Raw genomic sequence first — 16,964 nt, forward strand, 5'->3', positions numbered from 1 at the left:
ATTACGGGGTCGCCCGTCGGGCCCCCTCCTCCGTTCAGCCAATGAGACGGGCGGCGCCCGGTCGCCGATGTCCCTCCCCGGGGCGTTCAGGCGCCGGCGCCGACGTCGAGCTGGTCGCGGTCGATGTTGATGGTCACCGCGCCGTACGTCTCGGTCCTGTTGCCCGCGTACTGGTGGATGCGCTGGTGGCCGGCCCACAGATCGGCCGGAATGGCGGTGTGGAGGGTGGTGTTCTCGTCGTTCCAGTGCGCGAAGTGGATCACGTCGGGCAGGGTGACCTTCCCCGCGCTGCCGACCAGGTCGGCGACCAGGGACGAGACGCTGCCGTACGCGCCGGAACGGTAGCCGAGTTCGTGCAGCCGCTCGGTCCAGGCCTCCAGGTAGCCGAGCACGCGCGCGGTGAGGGCGCCGCCGGGCGTGTAATGCTCCAGGTCGTTGTAGAGCACCGATCCCTTGGCGAAGCCGAGCGCCGTCGCCTGCGCGACCGCGTCCTCCGCGGCCTCCCTGCCCTGCGGCACGGGATCGTCGATCGACGCGCAGGAGTTCCGGCAGCTTCCGGCGCCGGAGCTGGGCTGCGGGCCGACGTAGAGCGGGAAGAAACGCCACCCGTCCGCGTACTGCGTCTGCACCCACTCGGCGGTCAGCTTCGCCTGGGCGCAGGCGCGGTTGACCCCGCCGATGTAGACGCCGACGGCTCCGTAGGGCGAGTTGCCCTGCCACGCGCTCATGGCCGTCCGGCTCGGTGCGGTGCAGGTGTCGAAGCCCCTGCCCTGGTACGCGGTCGCGTCGGCGGGCACGGCGCGCGCGGCCGGCGCCTGTAGGTGTTCCCCGACGGCTTCACCATCGACGGCGGCGGCGACGGGCAGCCCGGCACTGCGCAGTACCCGCTGGATCTCCGCGCGGTTCTCGCCGTACGGGGCCGTGACGGAGATTCCCTCGTTGGTGGCGGTCGCCCGGTAGACGCGGGAGACGCGGTCCTCGGTCACCGAGGCCTTCGTCGCCGGCGCGGGCTGCACCCACAGGACCTCGGTGCGCCCGACGGCGCGGGCCGGGCAGTCCTGCTGCTCGCCGGGGATGCCCAGGTAGACGGCGTGCCGGTCGAAGCGGACGCAGGCGGTCGGCTCCTGGTCGAGGTCGACGACGGGCCAGCCGGCCGGGACGGTGAAGGTGTGGCCACGGTAGCTGACGGTCTTCGTGGCGTCGCCGGCGGCCGGGCGGGCGGCGGCCGGGGCACCGGCGGCGAGCACCGCGCAGGCGCTCAGCGCGGTCAGCGCACGTCTCAGGCCGGGGCGGGGCCGGGCCGCGTGGGGTGATCGTGGGGCGGTAATGGCGTACTCCTCGGTCGGGCACGGGCGGCGCGCGGCGGACGCCGGGGCGCGCTCGACACACGGTCGACGCGGACCCTCTTTCCACCCCGCGCGGCCGCCGGAAACCGGCCTGTGCTGCGTACGGGCGACACGTCGGCCGGGGCCGCCGCGGGCCGGACAGGGCCGCGCGGCGGGCCGATGGGGTAGGGTGCCGGGCATGTTCGCGCACTCGACCCAGAACCAGAACTGGTGGTGGACCGCTTCTCCGGCGGCCCGCTGACTGCGCGTATCCACACTTCGCGAAGGCCGCCCGAGGGGCGGCCTTCGGCGTTCGTGGCGTCCTGGCCGTTCCTCACCGACATCGATCGACATCGACGGAAGAGGAACCCATGGACCTGGCACGGCTGCTGCACGACCCCCGCCCCTTCGCCCTGCTGCGCCGCCGTACCCCGGGGCACGACCACGACCTGGTCGAGGTACTGCTCGGCCCGGTGACCGCCCGCGACCGCCTGGCCGACCTGCCCGACGAGGGTCTGGCACTCGTGCCGTTCCGGCAGATCCGCGAGCGCGGCTTCGACGTCCGCGACGACGGCACCCCGCTGCTGGTGCTGACGCCCGAGGAGACGGCCGCGGTCCCGCTCGCCGAGGCCCTGGCGCAGCTCCCCGCGCACCGGGTGCGCGTCGAGGGCGGCGGCTTCGACGTGGGCGACGAGGAGTACGCGGAGATCGTCGGGCGGGTGCTGCGCGAGGAGATCGGCGCGGGCGAGGGCGCGAACTTCGTGATCCGGCGGACGTACGAGGGGGAGATCCCGGGCTTCGGGCGGGCCGACGCGCTGGCGTTGTTCCGGCGGCTCCTGGAGGGCGAGCGGGGGGCGTACTGGACGTTCGTGGTGCACACCGGGGACCGGACGCTGGTCGGCGCCAGCCCCGAGGTGCACGTGCGCATGTCCGGCGGGACGGTCGTGATGAACCCGATCAGCGGGACGTACCGCTACCCGGCCGAGGGGCCGACAGCCGAGCATCTGCTCGGCTTCCTCTCCGACGGCAAGGAGATCGAGGAGCTGTCGATGGTCGTCGACGAGGAGCTCAAGATGATGTGCACCGTCGGCGACATGGGCGGGGTGGTCGTCGGGCCGCGTCTGAAGGAGATGGCGCACCTGGCGCACACCGAGTACGAGCTGCGCGGCCGGTCCTCCCTGGACGTGCGCGAGGTGCTCAAGGAGACCATGTTCGCCGCGACCGTCACCGGGTCGCCGGTGCAGAACGCCTGCCGGGTCGTCCAACGCCACGAGAGCGGCGGGCGCGGCTACTACGCCGGTGCGCTGGCCCTGCTCGGGCGCGACGGCGGCGGCGCGCAGACCCTGGACTCCCCCATCCTCATCCGCACCGCCGACATCGACGCCCGCGGCCGGCTGCGCGTACCGGTCGGCGCCACCCTCGTCCGCGGTTCGGACCCGGCGGGCGAGGTCGCCGAGACGCACGCGAAGGCGGCGGGCGTGCTGGCGGCGCTGGGCGTACGGCCCGCCCGGCCGCGTGCGGAGCGGTCGGGGCCCCGGCTCGCCGACGACCCGCGGGTGCGGGCGGCCCTGGACGGCCGGCGCGCGCTGCTCGCGCCGTTCTGGCTGCGGATGCGGAGCGGGGGCGCAGCGCAGCCGGAGGCCGGGGGAAGCACACCGGGACTCACCGGGCACGCCCTGGTCGTGGACGGCGAGGACACGTTCACCGCGATGCTCGCGCACGTGCTGCGCTCGTCGGGGCTGACCGTCACCGTCCGCCGCTACGACGAGCCCGGGCTGCGCGCGGCCGTGCTCGCGCACGAGGGGCCGGTCGTCCTCGGCCCCGGGCCCGGCGATCCGTGCGATGCGGCCGACCCGAAGATGCGGCTGCTGCGCGCGCTGACCGCGGAGGTGCTCGCCGCGCACCGGCACGGCGTCCTCGGGGTCTGCCTCGGACACGAGCTGATCGCGGCCGAGCTGGGGCTGGAGATCGTCCGCAAGGAGGTGCCCCACCAGGGCGCCCAGAGCCGGATCGACCTGTTCGGCCGGGCCGAGACCGTGGGCTTCTACAACAGCTACGTGGCGCAATGCGACGACGAGGCGCAGGCCGAGCTGTCGGCGCACGGGATCGAGGTGAGCCGGAGCGCGTCCGGTGAGGTGCACGCGTTGCGCTCCGCGCGGTTCGCGTCGGTGCAGTTCCATCCCGAGTCCGTGCTGACGCTGAACGGCCAGGCGATCGTCGGCGCGCTGCTGGCCGGCCGGCCGCTTGACGCCGGCACGCACGGCGAGCCGCGGCGCGTCCCGTAGCCGCAGACGCGCGCACCGGGGGCGCCGCCGGTCAGGTCGGCGGCGCCCCCGGTGCGGTCTGCGGGCAAGGAGGCCGGTGGCGGGGTCAGCCGAAGAAGACCCCGACCTCCTCGTAGAGCTTGGGGTCGACCGTCTTCAGCTTCGCGGTGGCCTCCCCGATCGGCACGCGGACGATGTCGGTGCCGCGCAGGGCGACCATCTTGCCGAAGTCGCCGTCGCGGACGCAGTCGATGGCGTGCAGGCCGAACCGGGTGGCGAGCCAGCGGTCGAAGGCGCTGGGCGTGCCGCCGCGCTGGATGTGCCCGAGCACGGTGGTCCGTGCCTCCTTCCCGGTGCGCGCCTCGATCTCCTTGGCCAGCCACTCGCCGACGCCGGACAGCCGTACGTGTCCGAAGGAGTCGCGCGAGCCGTCCTTCAGGACCATGTCGCCGTCCTTGGGCATGGCGCCCTCGGCGACGACGACGATCGGGGCGTACGACGCCTTGAAGCGGGAGGCGATCCAGGCGCACACCTGGTCGACGTCGAAGCGCTGTTCGGGGATGAGGATGACGTTCGCGCCGCCGGCGAGGCCGGAGTGCAGGGCGATCCAGCCGGCGTGACGGCCCATCACCTCGCAGACCAGGACCCGCATGTGGGACTCGGCGGTGGTGTGCAGCCGGTCGATCGCCTCGGTGGCGATGCCGACCGCGGTGTCGAAGCCGAAGGTGTAGTCGGTGGCCGACAGGTCGTTGTCGATGGTCTTGGGCACGCCCACGCAGGGCACGCCGTACTCGTCGCTCAGTCGCGCGGCGACGCCGAGGGTGTCCTCGCCGCCGATCGCGACGAGCGCCTCGACCTCCTGCTTGGCGAGGTTTTCCTTGATCCGCCGGATGCCGTCCTCCTGCTTGAGGGGGTTGGTCCGTGAGGAGCCGAGGATGGTGCCGCCGCGGGGCAGGATGCCGCGCACCGCGGGGATGTCGAGACGGACGGCGTCGTTCTCGAGGGGGCCGCGCCAGCCGTCCCGGAAGCCGACGAAGTCATAGCCGTACTCCTGCACGCCCTTGCGGACGATGCCCCGGATGACGGCGTTGAGCCCGGGGCAGTCGCCGCCTCCGGTCAGTACTCCGACCCGCATGGAAAAGTCCCTTCGCCGCGGTTGCCTGGTGAAGGTCACGCTAATGGTGACGCACGTCACTTCGGCATGGGGCGGAGAGTCAATTCCACTGAATTGTCTAGTAGTTGATCACGGCGAAACCACTCGAAAGGGGTATGGCAGCACGTATGCGGGTTGACTCACCCCTACTCGCCGTCGAGTCCGCGTTCGATGGCGTACCGCACCAGCTCCACCCGGTTGTGCAACTGGAGCTTGCCCAGGGTGTTCTGGACGTGGTTCTGGACCGTGCGGTGGGAGATCACCAGGCGCTCGGCGATCTGCTTGTAGCTCAGGCCCTTGGCGACCAGGCGCAGCACCTCGGTCTCCCGGTCGGTGAGCCGGGGCGCCTTCGGCTCACCGGCGTCCGCGGCGGGCGCGGGCTCGGCGGCCAGGCGCCGGTACTCGCCCAGCACCAGACCCGCCAGGCCCGGGGTGAACACCGGGTCGCCCACGGCCGTGCGGCGCACCGCGTCCAGCAGCTCCTGCGTCGAGGCCGACTTCAGCAGATAGCCCGTCGCACCCGACTTCACGGCCTCCAGCACATCGGCGTGCTCACCGCTCGCGGACAGCACCAGCACGCGCAACGCCGGGTCGGCGCCGACGAGTTCCTTGCAGACCTGAACGCCCGGCTTCGCGGGCAGGTTGAGGTCGAGGACGAGCACGTGCGGCGCGGCGGCCCTGGCGCGGCGCACCGCCTGCTCGCCGTCGCCCGCGGTGGCGACCACCTCGAAGCCGGCCTCGGCCAGGTCGCGGGCCACGGCGTCGCGCCACATCGGGTGGTCGTCGACCACCATCACTCTGATCGGGCCCTGCTGCGCGCTCATCGGTTCTCCGCCTTCCCCCGTGTCCGGGGCACGCCCTTCGCGCCCCTCGTGTGCCCGGTGTCGTTCGCGGTGCCGGTGGTGTCCACGGCGCCCGCGTCCTTGGGCACGTTCAGTTCGACCTCCGTGCCCTGGCCGGGCACCGAGATCAGCTCGGCGGTACCGCCGAGGTCGCGCAGCCGGCCCCGGATCGACAGGGCCACCCCGAGCCGGCCCTCGCCCTCGGCCTGGGCGAGCCGCCCCTGGGGGATGCCGGGACCGTCGTCCCGCACGGTCACGATCACCGACTCCGGCTCGTCCTCGACCAGGATCCAGGCCCGCGCGCCCTCGCCCGCGTGCCGGCGGACGTTGTCCAGCGCGGCCCCGACGGCGGCGGCCACCTCGCGGGCGGCAGCGGGCCGCAGCAGCACCGGGGCGCCCGGTTCGGCGAGGCTGACCCGGGCTCCGGCGTACGGGACGAGCAGCGCGCGCAGGTCGACGGGACCGTCGTGCTCGCCGTCCGTGCCCTCGCCGTCCCCGTCCTCCTCGTCGACGGTCCTGACGACCGCGCCCCCGGATGTCCCCCAGTCCGTGTCCCCCGCTGCCCGGGAGACCGGGAGGACCAGCCCGCCGGAGACCAGGGTGCGCAGCGCCACCTCCTGCTCGCCCGCCAGCCGGCCCAGTTCGGCGGCCTCGCCCCCGATGACCGCGCCGCGCCGCTGCACCATGGCCAGCACCTGGAGCACGCTGTCGTGGATGTCCCGGGCCAGCCGCTCCCGTTCCCGGGTGGCCGCCTCGATCTCCAGGGCACGGGCGAGGGTGCGCTCGGAGGCGCGGGCGACCTCGACGACGTAGCCGATGGCGATGGAGGCGACCCAGACCAGGATCACGTTGTGCACGGTGTCCCGGGTCGGGGCGCCGCGCTCGACCAGGTTGGCGGCGGCGACCGCGGTGGAGGCGACGGCGGCCCAGCGCCAGCCGCCCTTGAGGGCGAAGGCGAGGACGGAGCCGGCGGTCCAGATCGAGGGCAGGGTGGGGCCGCCGTCCGCGATCCGCGCCTGGGCGTCGGCGACGGGGGTGAGGAGGATGCCGGCCAGCGCCAGGGTGAGGTCGGCGGCCAGGAAGCGCCTGGTGCAGCTCGCGGCGTTCGCGACCCTGGGCAGTGTGGCCACGGTCCACACGGACAGCACGCAGTAGTAGCCGATGGCGACTTCGGGGCGCGGGAACCGGTCGTAGCCGGTGGCGAACAGGCCGACCGCGTAGAGCATGGTCAGCACCCGGTATCCGGCGAGCGCGCGCCACATCGGCTGCTCGACCGACATCCTGATCACGCGTTGCCGCTTCGGCATGTCCCCCATCCCCCCGGCGGTTCGGCCTACTCCGCCCGCTTCTCCTTCTCGGCCTTCCCGGCCGTGTCCCTCTCGGCCCGCCCGAGCGCCGCCTTCGCCGCCTCCTGGGCCCTGCCGGCGGCCTTCCCCGCGGCCTCCTGGGCCTTTCCGGCCGCCTGCTGGACCTTGTCGGCCGCCGTCCCCGCCGCCTGCTGGACCTTGTCGGCCGCCGTCCCGGCCGTTCTCCCCGCCGCCTTCTCCGCTTCCCTCTCGGCCTTGGCCGCCTCCGCGATCTGCCGCTTGGCCGCGGTCGCGTAGATGTCGACGTACTCCTGGCCGGAGAGCTTCATGATCTCGTACATGACCTCGTCCGTCACCGCCCGCAGCACGAAACGGTCGTGCGCGAGACCCTGGTAGCGGCTGAAGTCCAGTGGCTTGCCGATGCGTATGCCCGGGCGCAGCAGCTTGGGCACGACCTTCCCGGGCGGCTGGATCTTCTCCGTGTCGATCATGGCGACCGGGATGACGGGCGCTCCGGTGGCCAGGGCCACGCGGGCGAGTCCGCCCGGCTTGCCGCGGTAGAGGCGGCCGTCGGGCGAGCGGGTGCCCTCCGGGTAGATGCCGAACAGCTCGCCGCGCTCCAGCACCTCTATGCCGCTCCTCACCGCCGCCTCGGCCGCGCCGCGCGCCCCGGAGCGGTCCACGGGGAGCTGACCGACGCCCTTGAAGAACGCGGCGGTGAGCCGGCCCTTCACCCCGGGCGTGGTGAAGTACTCGGCCTTCGCGATGAAGGTGACCGGGCGGTGGAGCACGATGGGCAGGAAGAAGGAGTCCGAGAAGGACAGGTGATTGCTCGCCAGAATGGCGGGACCCTCGTCGGGAATGTTCTCCAGGCCCTCCACCCAGGGCCGGAAGGCGAGCTTCAGCGGCCCCCCGATGGCGACCTTCATCGTGCCGTAGAACAACCGAGTGCCTTCCTGTGTGTGTCGATCAGACGATACCGCCGGGCTGCCGTCCGGGGCACCGACGACCCTGGTCGGTGTCAGTGCGGTCGCGTACGGTGAAGTACCTGCAATCGACGACCACAGGAGAGCCACGTGCCGGTGCTCCCCGGAGCCGAGCCGTTCCGCCACGAGGGCGGGGAGGTCGGCGTCCTCCTCTGCCACGGCTTCACCGGTTCCCCCCAGTCACTGCGCCCCTGGGGGCGGTACCTCGCCGAGCGCGGCCTGACCGTCTCCCTGCCGCTGCTGCCCGGGCACGGCACCCGCTGGGAGGACATGCAGCTCACCGGCTGGCCGGACTGGTACGCGGAGGTGGACCGCGAGCTGCGGGTCCTGCGCGAGTCCTGCACGCGTGTGTTCGTGGCCGGGCTGTCCATGGGCGGCGCGCTGGCGCTGCGGCTGGCCGCCCGGCACGGGGACGCGGTCGCGGGCGTCGTGGTCGTCAACCCGGCCAACAAGGTGCACGGCCTGTCCGCGTACGCCCTGCCGGTGGCCCGCCATGTCGTACGGACCACGAAGGGCATCGCGAGCGACATCGCGCTGGAGGGCGCCGCCGAGCTGGGGTACGACCGGGTGCCGCTGCACGCCGCGCACTCGCTCAGGAACTTCTTCCGGCTGCTCGACGGCGAGCTGCCGCAGGTCACCCAGCCTCTGCTGCTCCTGCGCAGCCCGCAGGACCATGTGGTGCCACCGGTCGACTCGGCCCGGATCCTCGGCCGGGTCTCCTCCACGGACGTCACGGAGGTCCTGCTGGAACACAGCTACCACGTCGCGACGTTGGACCACGATGCGGACCGGATCTTCGAGGAGAGCTACGCATTCATCGGCCGGCTCGCACCCAGTGTCGGCAAGGAAGGGACGACGGCAGGTGGCTGAGCACGACTCCGACCGCGAGAACCGCGACGGCCGTGAGCCGGGCGAGCCGGGCGAACCGGTCAGCCCGGTCGGCCCGGCCGGTCCGGTCACACCGGCCGGACCGTCCGACCCCGCGGGACCGGCCGAACCGGTCGGAGCGGCAGAACCCGTCGGAGCGGCAGAACCCGTCGGGCCGGCCGAGCAGCGCGCCGAGCCCGGCGCGCCCGCCGGCAAGGAGGGCGCCTCCCTCGACGAGGCGGCCGCCTGGGCGGCGATCGTCGCCGGGTACGGCGAGGAGCCGCCGGACCCGCCGGGCTCCAGGCCGTTCCGCCCCATCGAGGACCTGGCGTTGCCGCCGGACCCGGTGACGGACGTCGAGAAGCCGTGGAAGGACAGGAAGGACGGGAAGGACAGGAAGGACGAGGCCGCCGGGACCGGCAAGGACGCCAAGGGCGACGGAGACGGCACGGGCGGCGACGACGGCGAGAGCGGGGAAGGCGGGGAGGGCCCGTCCGCCCCGGCCGGGCGGCTGGGCAGCTCGGTCTCCTTCGCGCCCGGTGTCGGCCATGGCGGTGGGGGACCGCGCGACTACTCGCTCGCCGAACCGTCCGACGACGACTTCGACGAGGGCGACGAGGGACACTTCGTCCCGCCGGAGCCGCCCCCGCTGGCGTCCGCCGACGCGACCGCGAAGTTCGCCTGGCTCGCGGTGATCGGCGGGCCCGTCCTGCTCCTGCTGGCCGTCCTGTTCGGCTGGGACATGACGTGGTGGCTCGCCGTGCTCGGCATCGGCGGCTTCCTGGGCGGCTTCGCGACGCTGGTGACGCGCATGAAGCCGGACGACGACGACCACGACGACCCGGGCCGCGGGGCGGTGGTCTGAGCCCGGGGGCCCCGCGACTCGGCGCCGGGGTCTTTCGTCTGGATCAGGCCCACGAGCCACGATCCCGGCGAAAGCCCCTAGGGAAGCGCCGGGACTCTGAGGGCGGCCAGTACCGGGCGGTGGTCCGTGGAGGCCTTCAGGTCCGCCTCCGTCACCCCGGGCAGGCCCAGCGGTACGCCGCAGCCGAGGACTTCGACGCCCCGGGTGGCGAAGAGGGCGTCGATGCGCCGGTGCGGCCCGGTGGACGTCCAGGTGGCCTCCGCGCCCCAGGGGGCGGTGGCCCAGCCGTCCTGGAGCGAGTCGGCCAGCCGCCGGAACGCCGGTCCTTCCGGTCCCTCGTTGAGGTCGCCGCCCGTCACCGCGTGCTCCACGCCCATCCCGGCCAGCCGGTCCAGAACCATCCCGGCCTGCTCGTACCGTTCCCGCGCGTTCAGCGAGAGATGGCAGCTCACGACGCCGAGCCGGGCGCCCCCGAAGCGGACGACCGCCGTCGCGAGGCCCCGCCGGTGCAGTCCGGGGGTCAGCGGCAGCAGGACGTCCTCGGCGCGTTCCACGGTGGCCCTCAGCGAGCAGAGGATCGCCGGGCCCGCGGCCGTCGCGCCCCCGGTGAGGATCACCAGGTCCGCGGCCGCCGCCAGCCGGGCCAGCTTCTTGCGCCAGCGGAAGAAACGCGGCGCCTCCTGGACGAGGACGAGATCGGGCGCGCAGGCGCGGATCACCCGGGCCAGCGCCTCGGTGTCGTCCCGCATCGACCGGATGTTGTGGCTCAGGACGCGGATGACGGCGGAACCATCTGGCTCCGTGCGGGAGTTGGGCATCAGCATGACGATCAACATACGCCGCGGCCGGGCGCACCGGCGGTACGGCGGCGCCCACCGGTCCCGGCCCGGCGGGGACGGTGGGCGCGCCCCGGGTGCGACCGGTGCTACATGATCGGGTCGGGCTCCCGGGCGAGGTCCGCCGCGCCCACCAGACCGGCCTTGTTGCCGAGCTGGGCGGCGAGGACGTCGGCGACCGGGCGCCAGTTGCCGCCGACCAGCCAGCGCTTGTAGGACTTGCGGATCGGCTCCAGGACCAGCTCCCCCTCGTCGGAGAGCCCGCCGCCGACGATGAACGCGGACGGGTCGAACAGCGAGGCCAGGTCGGCCAGGCCGGCGCCCACCCAGCGGGCCAGCTCGCGGTAGGAGTCGACGGCGACCGGACAGCCCTGGCGGGCGGCCACGGAGATGTGCTTGCCCTCGATGCCGTCGGGGGTGCCGTCACCGAGGGCGAGCAGCACGTCCGCGCTCTCGGGGGCGGCGTTGGCGCGCTGCTTGGCGTACCGCACCAGGGCGCGCCCGGAGGCGTACTGCTCCCAGCAGCCCTGCGAGCCGCAGCCGCACAGCAGTCCGTCCGGGACCATCCGGATGTGGCCGAACTCGGCGGCCACGCCGAAGTGCCCGCGGCGCAGCTTGTTGCCGATGACGATGCCGCCGCCGAGGCCGGTGCCGAGCGTGATGCAGATGACGTTGCGGTGGCCCTTGCCGGCGCCGAACCTGTACTCGCCCCAGGCCGCGGCGTTGGCGTCGTTCTCCACGACCACCGGCAGGGCGACGCGCGCCTCGACCTTCTCCTTCAGCGGCTCGTTGCGCCAGTCGATGTTGGGCGCGAAGTAGACCGTGGAGCGCTGCCGGTTGACGTATCCGGCGGCGCCGATGCCCACACCGACGATCTCGTGCCCCGCGCGTGCTCCCTCCACCGCCGAGGCGATGGCGTCCACGATGGCCTCGGGTGTGGTGGGGGTCGGCACCTTGAAGGTCGAGAGGATGTTGCCTTCCTCATCGACCACGCCGGCCGCGATCTTCGTGCCGCCGATGTCGACGCCGATGGTGAGTCCCATGAATCCCTCAGTTCCGGTCGAGCCCCGCTACGGCAACCGTACCCGAGGCCCTGCCGTGGAATTCGCGTCGTCCGGACGGTCTCTCCAAGTCCTCCGGCCAAGTCGTCCGGGCGGTCAGTCCAGGTCGATGCGCTCGCCGCCGCCGGTGCCCTCACCGGGGTCGCGGCGCCCGCCGGGGCTGTCCGGGTCGTCGAGTTCGTCCGGCGCAGACGCGTCCGCGCCGGGCGACGTCCAGCGGCGCTCCTGGGACTCGACGGCCGAGCGGTACGCGGCGAGCAGTTCGCCGCCGGCCGCCGCCAGGTGCTCGAACACCTCGGGGTTGCGCTCCACGACCGGTTCCACGGCCGCCTTGGCCTGCTGGACCATCTGCCGCACCACCTGTTCGGCCGCGGGTCCGGCGAGCGCGCCGAGCAGCGGTCCCTGGATCGACGACAGTTTGTCGGCGACCGTGTCGACGAACTTGCGCAGCTCCTCGGCGGCCGAGCCGGGCGGCGGGCCGTACCGGGCGCGGCGGCGGGCCTGCTCCGCCGCGAGGTCCTCGGCGCAGGCCGTGGACCAGGCGTCGGAGTCCGTGGCGCGCCGCTCCCCCGGGTCCCCGGCCTCGGTGGGGCGGACAGTGTCCTCGCGGCCGCCGGGCTCCTCCTGAGCGGTGTCGTCCCGAGCGGCGTCGGACGGTGGGCGCTCTTCGCTCATGGCGGGCTCCTGACTACGGTTCGTCCTTACGACGTTACCCGAACGGGGGTACGCGCTTCATCTCTCGCGGGGCCACAGCGCGGGGTCCGGCGCGAACCGGATCCGCAGCTCGCCGTCGCGCAGGGCGGCCCCGTCGACGGTGCACCGGCGCAGCGCCGAGGGCAGCGGCACGACACGGCGGAACGGCCCGGCGGTGACCGCGAGTTCGTCGCCGAGCCGGATGAGGTCGAGCTCCTCGCGTATGGCTCCGGGCAGCGGGATGTTCCACACGAGGACGCCGTCCTCGGCGAGCCGGTCGGTCACGGGCCACTCGACCGGGGCGGACGCCGGGCTCGCGCCGGGCACGGCGAGGGCGGCGAGGTCGTCGAGGCCGCGCGGGTCCCGGCCCAGGTGGGCGGCCGGGTGGACGGTGTACGTCTCCCGCCACTCGTCGAGGGTCTTGCGCTGCTGCGCGACCGGGCCGGCCAGCCAGGAGTCCGCGGCGGTCTCCGGCAGGACCCGGCCGGCGACCAGGCACTCCACGGCCAGTCCCCGCACGGCCAGGCCCAGGGCGGCGTTCCGGACGGCGTCGGCGCCTGCCGGTCCCGGCTCGGCGACCAGGCGTACGCGGGTGCCGCGGTCGGCGACGACCACGGCCACGGCGGCCAGTTCGACGTCCCAGCGTGCCGCCGTCTCGTACAGCCACTCGGCCGGCATGGGGACGCCGGCGAGCCGGCCGAGCACCGGCCGCAGGGCGCGGGCCGCCTGCCGTTCCGGCGGGAGCAGCCGGCGCAGATAGCGGCGCAGTTCCTCGGGCAGCGCGAGCAGGGCGAGTGCCTGCGGCGCCGGCGGCAGGTCGACGACCAGCAGCTCGAACCGCTCCGACAGGGCCGCGTCGCGCAGCGCGCGCAGCAGGGCGAGCTCCTCGGCGCCCGGCAGCGGGGTGACCTCCTCGGGGTCCAGACGGGAGGCTCCGAGGAGGTCGAGTACGTTGCGCGCGCGGTCCTGGAAGGCGGTGAGGTCGGCCCGGAAGCCGGCCGCCGCGTCGGGGCGCCAGGCGGTCAGGCGCGGCGCGACGGACACCGGCTCCGCACCCGTCGGCACCCCGAGCGCCGCGCCGAGGGAGTCCGTGCGGTCGGCGCTGAGCACGAGGGTCTCGACGCCGTCACGGGCGGCGGTCAGTGCGGTGGCGGCGGAAACGGTCGTACGGCCGCTGCCGCCCGGGCCCGTGATCAGGAGGGTGCGCATGATGCTGAACGGTAGTGGATTCGACCGGGTCGACGGACCGCTCGCCGCCCGGGGACGCCCGTTCTGGGCGGGCCCCTGTCCTCGGCCCCCGCCGCCCGCGGCCCGTCGGCCGCCGCCCGCGCGCCCTTACTTCTCGCCCGACTCCACGCGCTTCTTCAGGCCGGCCAGGGCGCGGTCGATGATGACCTTCTCGGCCTTGCGCTTGATCATGCCGAGCATGGGGATCTTGACGTCCACGGTGAGGCGGTAGGTCACCTCGGTGGCGTCCGTGCCCGCGGACCTGAGGACGTAGGAGCCGTCCAGGGAGCGCAGCATCTGCGACTTCACCAGGGTCCAGGAGACCTCGTGCTCGCCGGTCCAGGTGTACCCGAGGACCTGGTCGTCCTTGATGGCTCCCGCATCCATGACGAGGCGGACCTGCCGGGCACGGCCCTGGTCGTCCGTCTCGAGGACCTCGGCCTCCTTCACCTCGCCGGTCCAGTCGGGGTAGCGGGCGAAGTCGGCGATCACCCCCATGACCTCGGCCTGTGGCGCCTCGATCGTGATGCTCGAGCTGGTGTGTTCCGCCATCGCCGTGGCTCCTCCAGATGCGGGCCGGTAGTGCGGCCGGGTGAGGCCGGTGGTGCGCCCCTCGTGCGCGTGTGTGTGCAGCGTGAAGGCTACCGCGCGCCCGGCCTCCGGACTCCACCCCCACCTGCGTGATCGGCCGGATCCCTCACCATTCGAGCACCCAGGGGCGGCCGCTCCCGGCGAAGTGCCCCACGTTCACGCATTCGGTCGCGCCGATCCGCATCCTCCGCACCAGCGGCTGGTGGACGTGGCCGAAGAGGGCGTACCGGGGGCGGGTGCGGCGGATGGCCTCCAGGAGGGCGCGGCTGCCGCGCTCGAAGCGGCGCGCGACGGTGTCGTAGACGAGGTCCGGCACCTCGGGCGGGATGTGCGTGCAGAGGACGTCGACCTCGCCGACCGCCTCGATCTTCGCCGCGTACTCCTCGTCGCCGATCTCGAACGGGGTGCGCATGGGGGTGCGCAGGCCGCCGCCGACGAAGCCGAAGACACGGCCGCCGATCTCCACGCGCTGCCCGTCGAGCACGGTGGTGCCCTCGCGGGCGTACTCCTGCCACAGGGCCGGCATGTCGACGTTGCCGTAGGTGGCGTACGTGGGGCTGGGGAACGCGGCGAAGAGTTCCGCGTACTGCTTGCGTACCGCCTGTTCCATCACCCTGGCCCGGTCGCCGTCGATGCCCGCCCACAGCCGGGCGCCGAACTCGCGCGCCTCGGCGAAGCGGCGGGCGGTACGCAGTTCGACGATGCGGTCGGCGTTCTCCACGCCGAACAGGTCGGGGAAGATGCCGCGCGAGTGGTCGGCGTAGTCGAGGAAGAGGATCAGGTCGCCGAGGCACACCAGGGCGTCGGCGCCCTCTCCGGCCCGGGCCAGATCGCGCACGTTGCCGTGCACGTCGCTGACCACATGGATGCGCGTTCTGCTGTGACGGGCCGATGCGGGTGCCATGGCGATCTAGCGTAGGCGGGCATGGCATACGTGAACAGTGGCGGCCGGAAACGCCGTTACTGGCCGGTCATTCGGCCCGTCGACTACTGTGCGCAGGGGAACATCGATCTGTGTGACGCAGCGAACATCTCGCCGGGTCCCCCTGTCGAAGAGCCATACCGGCGGGTAACGTCCGGCCCGTCCAGTCTCCCTGGATTCCAACAACGTCATGGCGCCGGCGCCCTATGAGGAGCAGCAGTCTTGCGCGAGTTCAGCCTTCCGGCTCTGTACGAGGTCCCTGCGGACGGGAATCTGACCGACATCGTCCGCAGAAACGCCGCGCAGCACCCCGACGTCGCCGTCATCGCGCGCAAGGTGGACGGCGCCTGGCAGGACGTCACGGCCCGGGCCTTCCTCGCCGAGGTGCACGCCGCCGCCAAGGGCCTCATCGCCTCCGGCATCCAGCCCGGCGACCGGGTGGGCCTCATGTCCCGTACCCGGTACGAGTGGACGCTGCTGGACTTCGCGATCTGGAGCGCGGGCGCGATCACCGTGCCGGTGTACGAGACCAGCTCGCCGGAGCAGGTGCGGTGGATCCTCGGCGACTCGGGCGCGACCGCCTGCGTGGTGGAGCTCGACCAGCACGCCGCCGCCGTCGAGGCGGTGCGCGAGACGCTGCCCGCGCTGAAGAACGTCTGGCAGATCGAGGCCGGCGGCGTGGAGGAAATCGGCCGGGCCGGCCGGGACATCAGCGACGCGGCGGTGGAGGAGCGGGGCTCGCTGGCGAAGGCCGACGACCCGGCGACCATCGTGTACACCAGCGGCACCACCGGCCGGCCCAAGGGCTGTGTGCTCACCCACCGCGCCTTCTTCGCCGAGTGCGGCAACGTCGTGGAGCGGCTGCGCCCGCTGTTCCGCACCGGCGAGTGCTCGGTGCTGCTCTTCCTGCCGCTGGCGCACGTCTTCGGCCGGCTGGTCCAGGTCGCCCCGATGATGGCGCCGATCAAGCTGGGCTGCGTCCCGGACATCAAGAACCTCACCGACGAGCTGGCCGCGTTCCGCCCCACGCTGATCCTCGGTGTCCCGCGGGTCTTCGAGAAGGTCTACAACGGGGCGCGCGCCAAGGCGCAGGCCGACGGCAAGGGCCGGATCTTCGACCGGGCGGCCGACACGGCGATCGCCTACAGCAAGGAGCTGGACAGCCCCTCGGGTCCCTCGCTCGGGCTGCGGATCAGGCACAAGGTGTTCGACAAGCTGGTCTACGGCAAGCTGCGCGCGGTACTCGGCGGGCGCGGCGAGTACGCCATCTCCGGCGGCGCCCCGCTAGGCGAGCGCCTCGGGCACTTCTACCGCGGTATCGGCTTCACGGTCCTGGAGGGCTACGGCCTGACCGAGTCCTGCGCGGCGACCGCCTTCAACCCCTGGGACCGGCAGAAGATCGGCACGGTCGGGCAGCCGCTGCCCGGCTCGGTGATCCGCATCGCGGACGACGGGGAGGTGCTGCTGCACGGCGAGCACCTGTTCAAGGAGTACTGGAACAACCCCGTCGCGACGCGGGAGGCGCTGGCCGACGGCTGGTTCCACACCGGTGACATCGGCACCCTCGACGAGGACGGCTACCTCAGGATCACCGGCCGCAAGAAGGAGATCATCGTCACCGCGGGCGGCAAGAACGTCGCCCCGGCCGTGATCGAGGACCGGATCCGGGCGCACGCGCTGGTCGCGGAGTGCATGGTGGTGGGCGACGGGCGGCCGTTCGTGGGCGCGCTGGTCACCCTCGACGAGGAGTTCCTGCGTCGCTGGTGCGCCGAGCACGGCAAGCCGGCGGACTCCACCGCGGCCTCGCTGCGCGACGACCCCGACCTGAACGCGGCGGTCCAGTCGGCGGTCGACGACGGCAACGCCGCGGTGTCGAAGGCGGAGTCGGTGCGGAAGTTCCGCATCCTGTCCTCCCAGCTCACGGAGGAGTCGGGGCACGTCACGCCGTCGATGAAGCTCAAGCGGAACGTGGTGGCGCGGGACTTCGCGGGCGAGATCGAGGCGCTCTACGCCAAGTAGCGCGCA

General features: G+C 73.3%; 16 protein-coding genes. 5 read left to right on the plus strand and 11 right to left on the minus strand.

Annotated elements, in window-relative coordinates; genetic code table 11:
* Positions 1-86: 86 nt before the first annotated feature.
* Positions 87-1,247, minus strand: coding sequence for a glycoside hydrolase domain-containing protein (locus tag ACIP4X_RS01730; protein ID WP_358731134.1), 1,161 nt, complete (start codon positions 1,245-1,247; stop codon positions 87-89).
* A gap of 277 nt (positions 1,248-1,524) precedes the next feature.
* Between ACIP4X_RS01730 and ACIP4X_RS01735 the strand changes: the two genes are divergently transcribed.
* A complete protein-coding gene (locus ACIP4X_RS01735; RefSeq protein ID WP_358864531.1) occupies positions 1,525-1,587 on the plus strand; it encodes a trp operon leader peptide in 63 nt (20 codons plus the stop codon).
* A gap of 109 nt (positions 1,588-1,696) precedes the next feature.
* Complete coding sequence (locus tag ACIP4X_RS01740) at positions 1,697-3,610, plus strand: anthranilate synthase family protein (RefSeq protein ID WP_401346146.1); 1,914 nt, start codon at positions 1,697-1,699, stop codon at positions 3,608-3,610.
* Between the two features lie 85 nt (positions 3,611-3,695).
* On the opposite strand, the gene ACIP4X_RS01745 is transcribed toward ACIP4X_RS01740, so the two are convergent.
* The 4 genes from ACIP4X_RS01745 to ACIP4X_RS01760 form a co-directional block, all read right to left on the minus strand.
* Positions 3,696-4,724: a 6-phosphofructokinase gene (locus tag ACIP4X_RS01745; RefSeq protein ID WP_358731129.1), complete on the minus strand. Its 1,029-nt coding sequence runs from the start codon at positions 4,722-4,724 to the stop codon at positions 3,696-3,698.
* Positions 4,725-4,888: 164 nt separating this feature from the next.
* Positions 4,889-5,566 (minus strand): response regulator, encoded by a 678-nt coding sequence (locus ACIP4X_RS01750; protein ID WP_401346150.1) that lies wholly within the window; start codon positions 5,564-5,566, stop codon positions 4,889-4,891.
* Entirely contained in the window at positions 5,563-6,891 is a 1,329-nt protein-coding gene (gene macS, locus ACIP4X_RS01755) for a MacS family sensor histidine kinase (RefSeq protein ID WP_401346153.1), read from the minus strand. Before macS ends, ACIP4X_RS01750 begins: the two co-directional genes overlap by 4 nt.
* Before the next feature lie 26 nt (positions 6,892-6,917).
* On the minus strand, positions 6,918-7,835 hold the full coding sequence (locus ACIP4X_RS01760) for a 1-acyl-sn-glycerol-3-phosphate acyltransferase (RefSeq protein WP_401346156.1): 918 nt from the start codon (positions 7,833-7,835) through the stop codon (positions 6,918-6,920).
* A 132-nt stretch (positions 7,836-7,967) separates the two neighbouring features.
* Here ACIP4X_RS01760 and ACIP4X_RS01765 point away from each other — a divergent pair, with 132 nt between their 5' ends.
* Complete coding sequence (locus tag ACIP4X_RS01765; RefSeq protein ID WP_391453471.1) at positions 7,968-8,747, plus strand: alpha/beta fold hydrolase; 780 nt, start codon at positions 7,968-7,970, stop codon at positions 8,745-8,747.
* Positions 8,740-9,609 carry a hypothetical protein gene (locus ACIP4X_RS01770; RefSeq protein WP_401346159.1) on the plus strand — a complete coding sequence of 290 codons (870 nt, stop codon included), beginning with the start codon at positions 8,740-8,742 and terminating at the stop codon, positions 9,607-9,609. The genes ACIP4X_RS01765 and ACIP4X_RS01770 overlap by 8 nt, the downstream gene beginning before the upstream one ends.
* Before the next feature lie 77 nt (positions 9,610-9,686).
* Here the strand turns inward: ACIP4X_RS01770 and ACIP4X_RS01775 are convergent, their stop codons facing one another.
* From ACIP4X_RS01775 to ACIP4X_RS01800, 6 genes are all read right to left on the minus strand, one after another.
* A complete protein-coding gene (locus ACIP4X_RS01775; RefSeq protein WP_358731119.1) occupies positions 9,687-10,433 on the minus strand; it encodes an endonuclease/exonuclease/phosphatase family protein in 747 nt (248 codons plus the stop codon).
* A 101-nt stretch (positions 10,434-10,534) separates the two neighbouring features.
* Entirely contained in the window at positions 10,535-11,488 is a 954-nt protein-coding gene (locus ACIP4X_RS01780) for an ROK family glucokinase (RefSeq protein WP_358731117.1), read from the minus strand.
* A gap of 114 nt (positions 11,489-11,602) precedes the next feature.
* Entirely contained in the window at positions 11,603-12,181 is a 579-nt protein-coding gene (locus tag ACIP4X_RS01785) for a DUF5304 domain-containing protein (protein ID WP_358731115.1), read from the minus strand.
* Positions 12,182-12,238: 57 nt separating this feature from the next.
* Positions 12,239-13,408 (minus strand): ArsA family ATPase, encoded by a 1,170-nt coding sequence (locus ACIP4X_RS01790; RefSeq protein ID WP_401346163.1) that lies wholly within the window; start codon positions 13,406-13,408, stop codon positions 12,239-12,241.
* 126 nt (positions 13,409-13,534) lie between these two features.
* Positions 13,535-13,978 carry an SRPBCC family protein gene (locus ACIP4X_RS01795; protein ID WP_358731111.1) on the minus strand — a complete coding sequence of 148 codons (444 nt, stop codon included), beginning with the start codon at positions 13,976-13,978 and terminating at the stop codon, positions 13,535-13,537.
* Between the two features lie 145 nt (positions 13,979-14,123).
* On the minus strand, positions 14,124-14,921 hold the full coding sequence (locus tag ACIP4X_RS01800) for a metallophosphoesterase (RefSeq protein WP_358731109.1): 798 nt from the start codon (positions 14,919-14,921) through the stop codon (positions 14,124-14,126).
* Positions 14,922-15,161: 240 nt separating this feature from the next.
* On the opposite strand from ACIP4X_RS01800, the gene ACIP4X_RS01805 reads away from it, so the two are divergent.
* The gene (locus ACIP4X_RS01805; protein ID WP_358731108.1) at positions 15,162-16,958 is read left to right on the plus strand and encodes an AMP-binding protein; all 1,797 of its coding nucleotides are present in this window, start codon (positions 15,162-15,164) and stop codon (positions 16,956-16,958) included.
* The last annotated feature ends 6 nt before the right edge of the window (positions 16,959-16,964 follow it).

Source organism: Streptomyces sp. NPDC088817 (assembly GCF_044750345.1).
Taxonomy (GTDB): domain Bacteria; phylum Actinomycetota; class Actinomycetes; order Streptomycetales; family Streptomycetaceae; genus Streptomyces.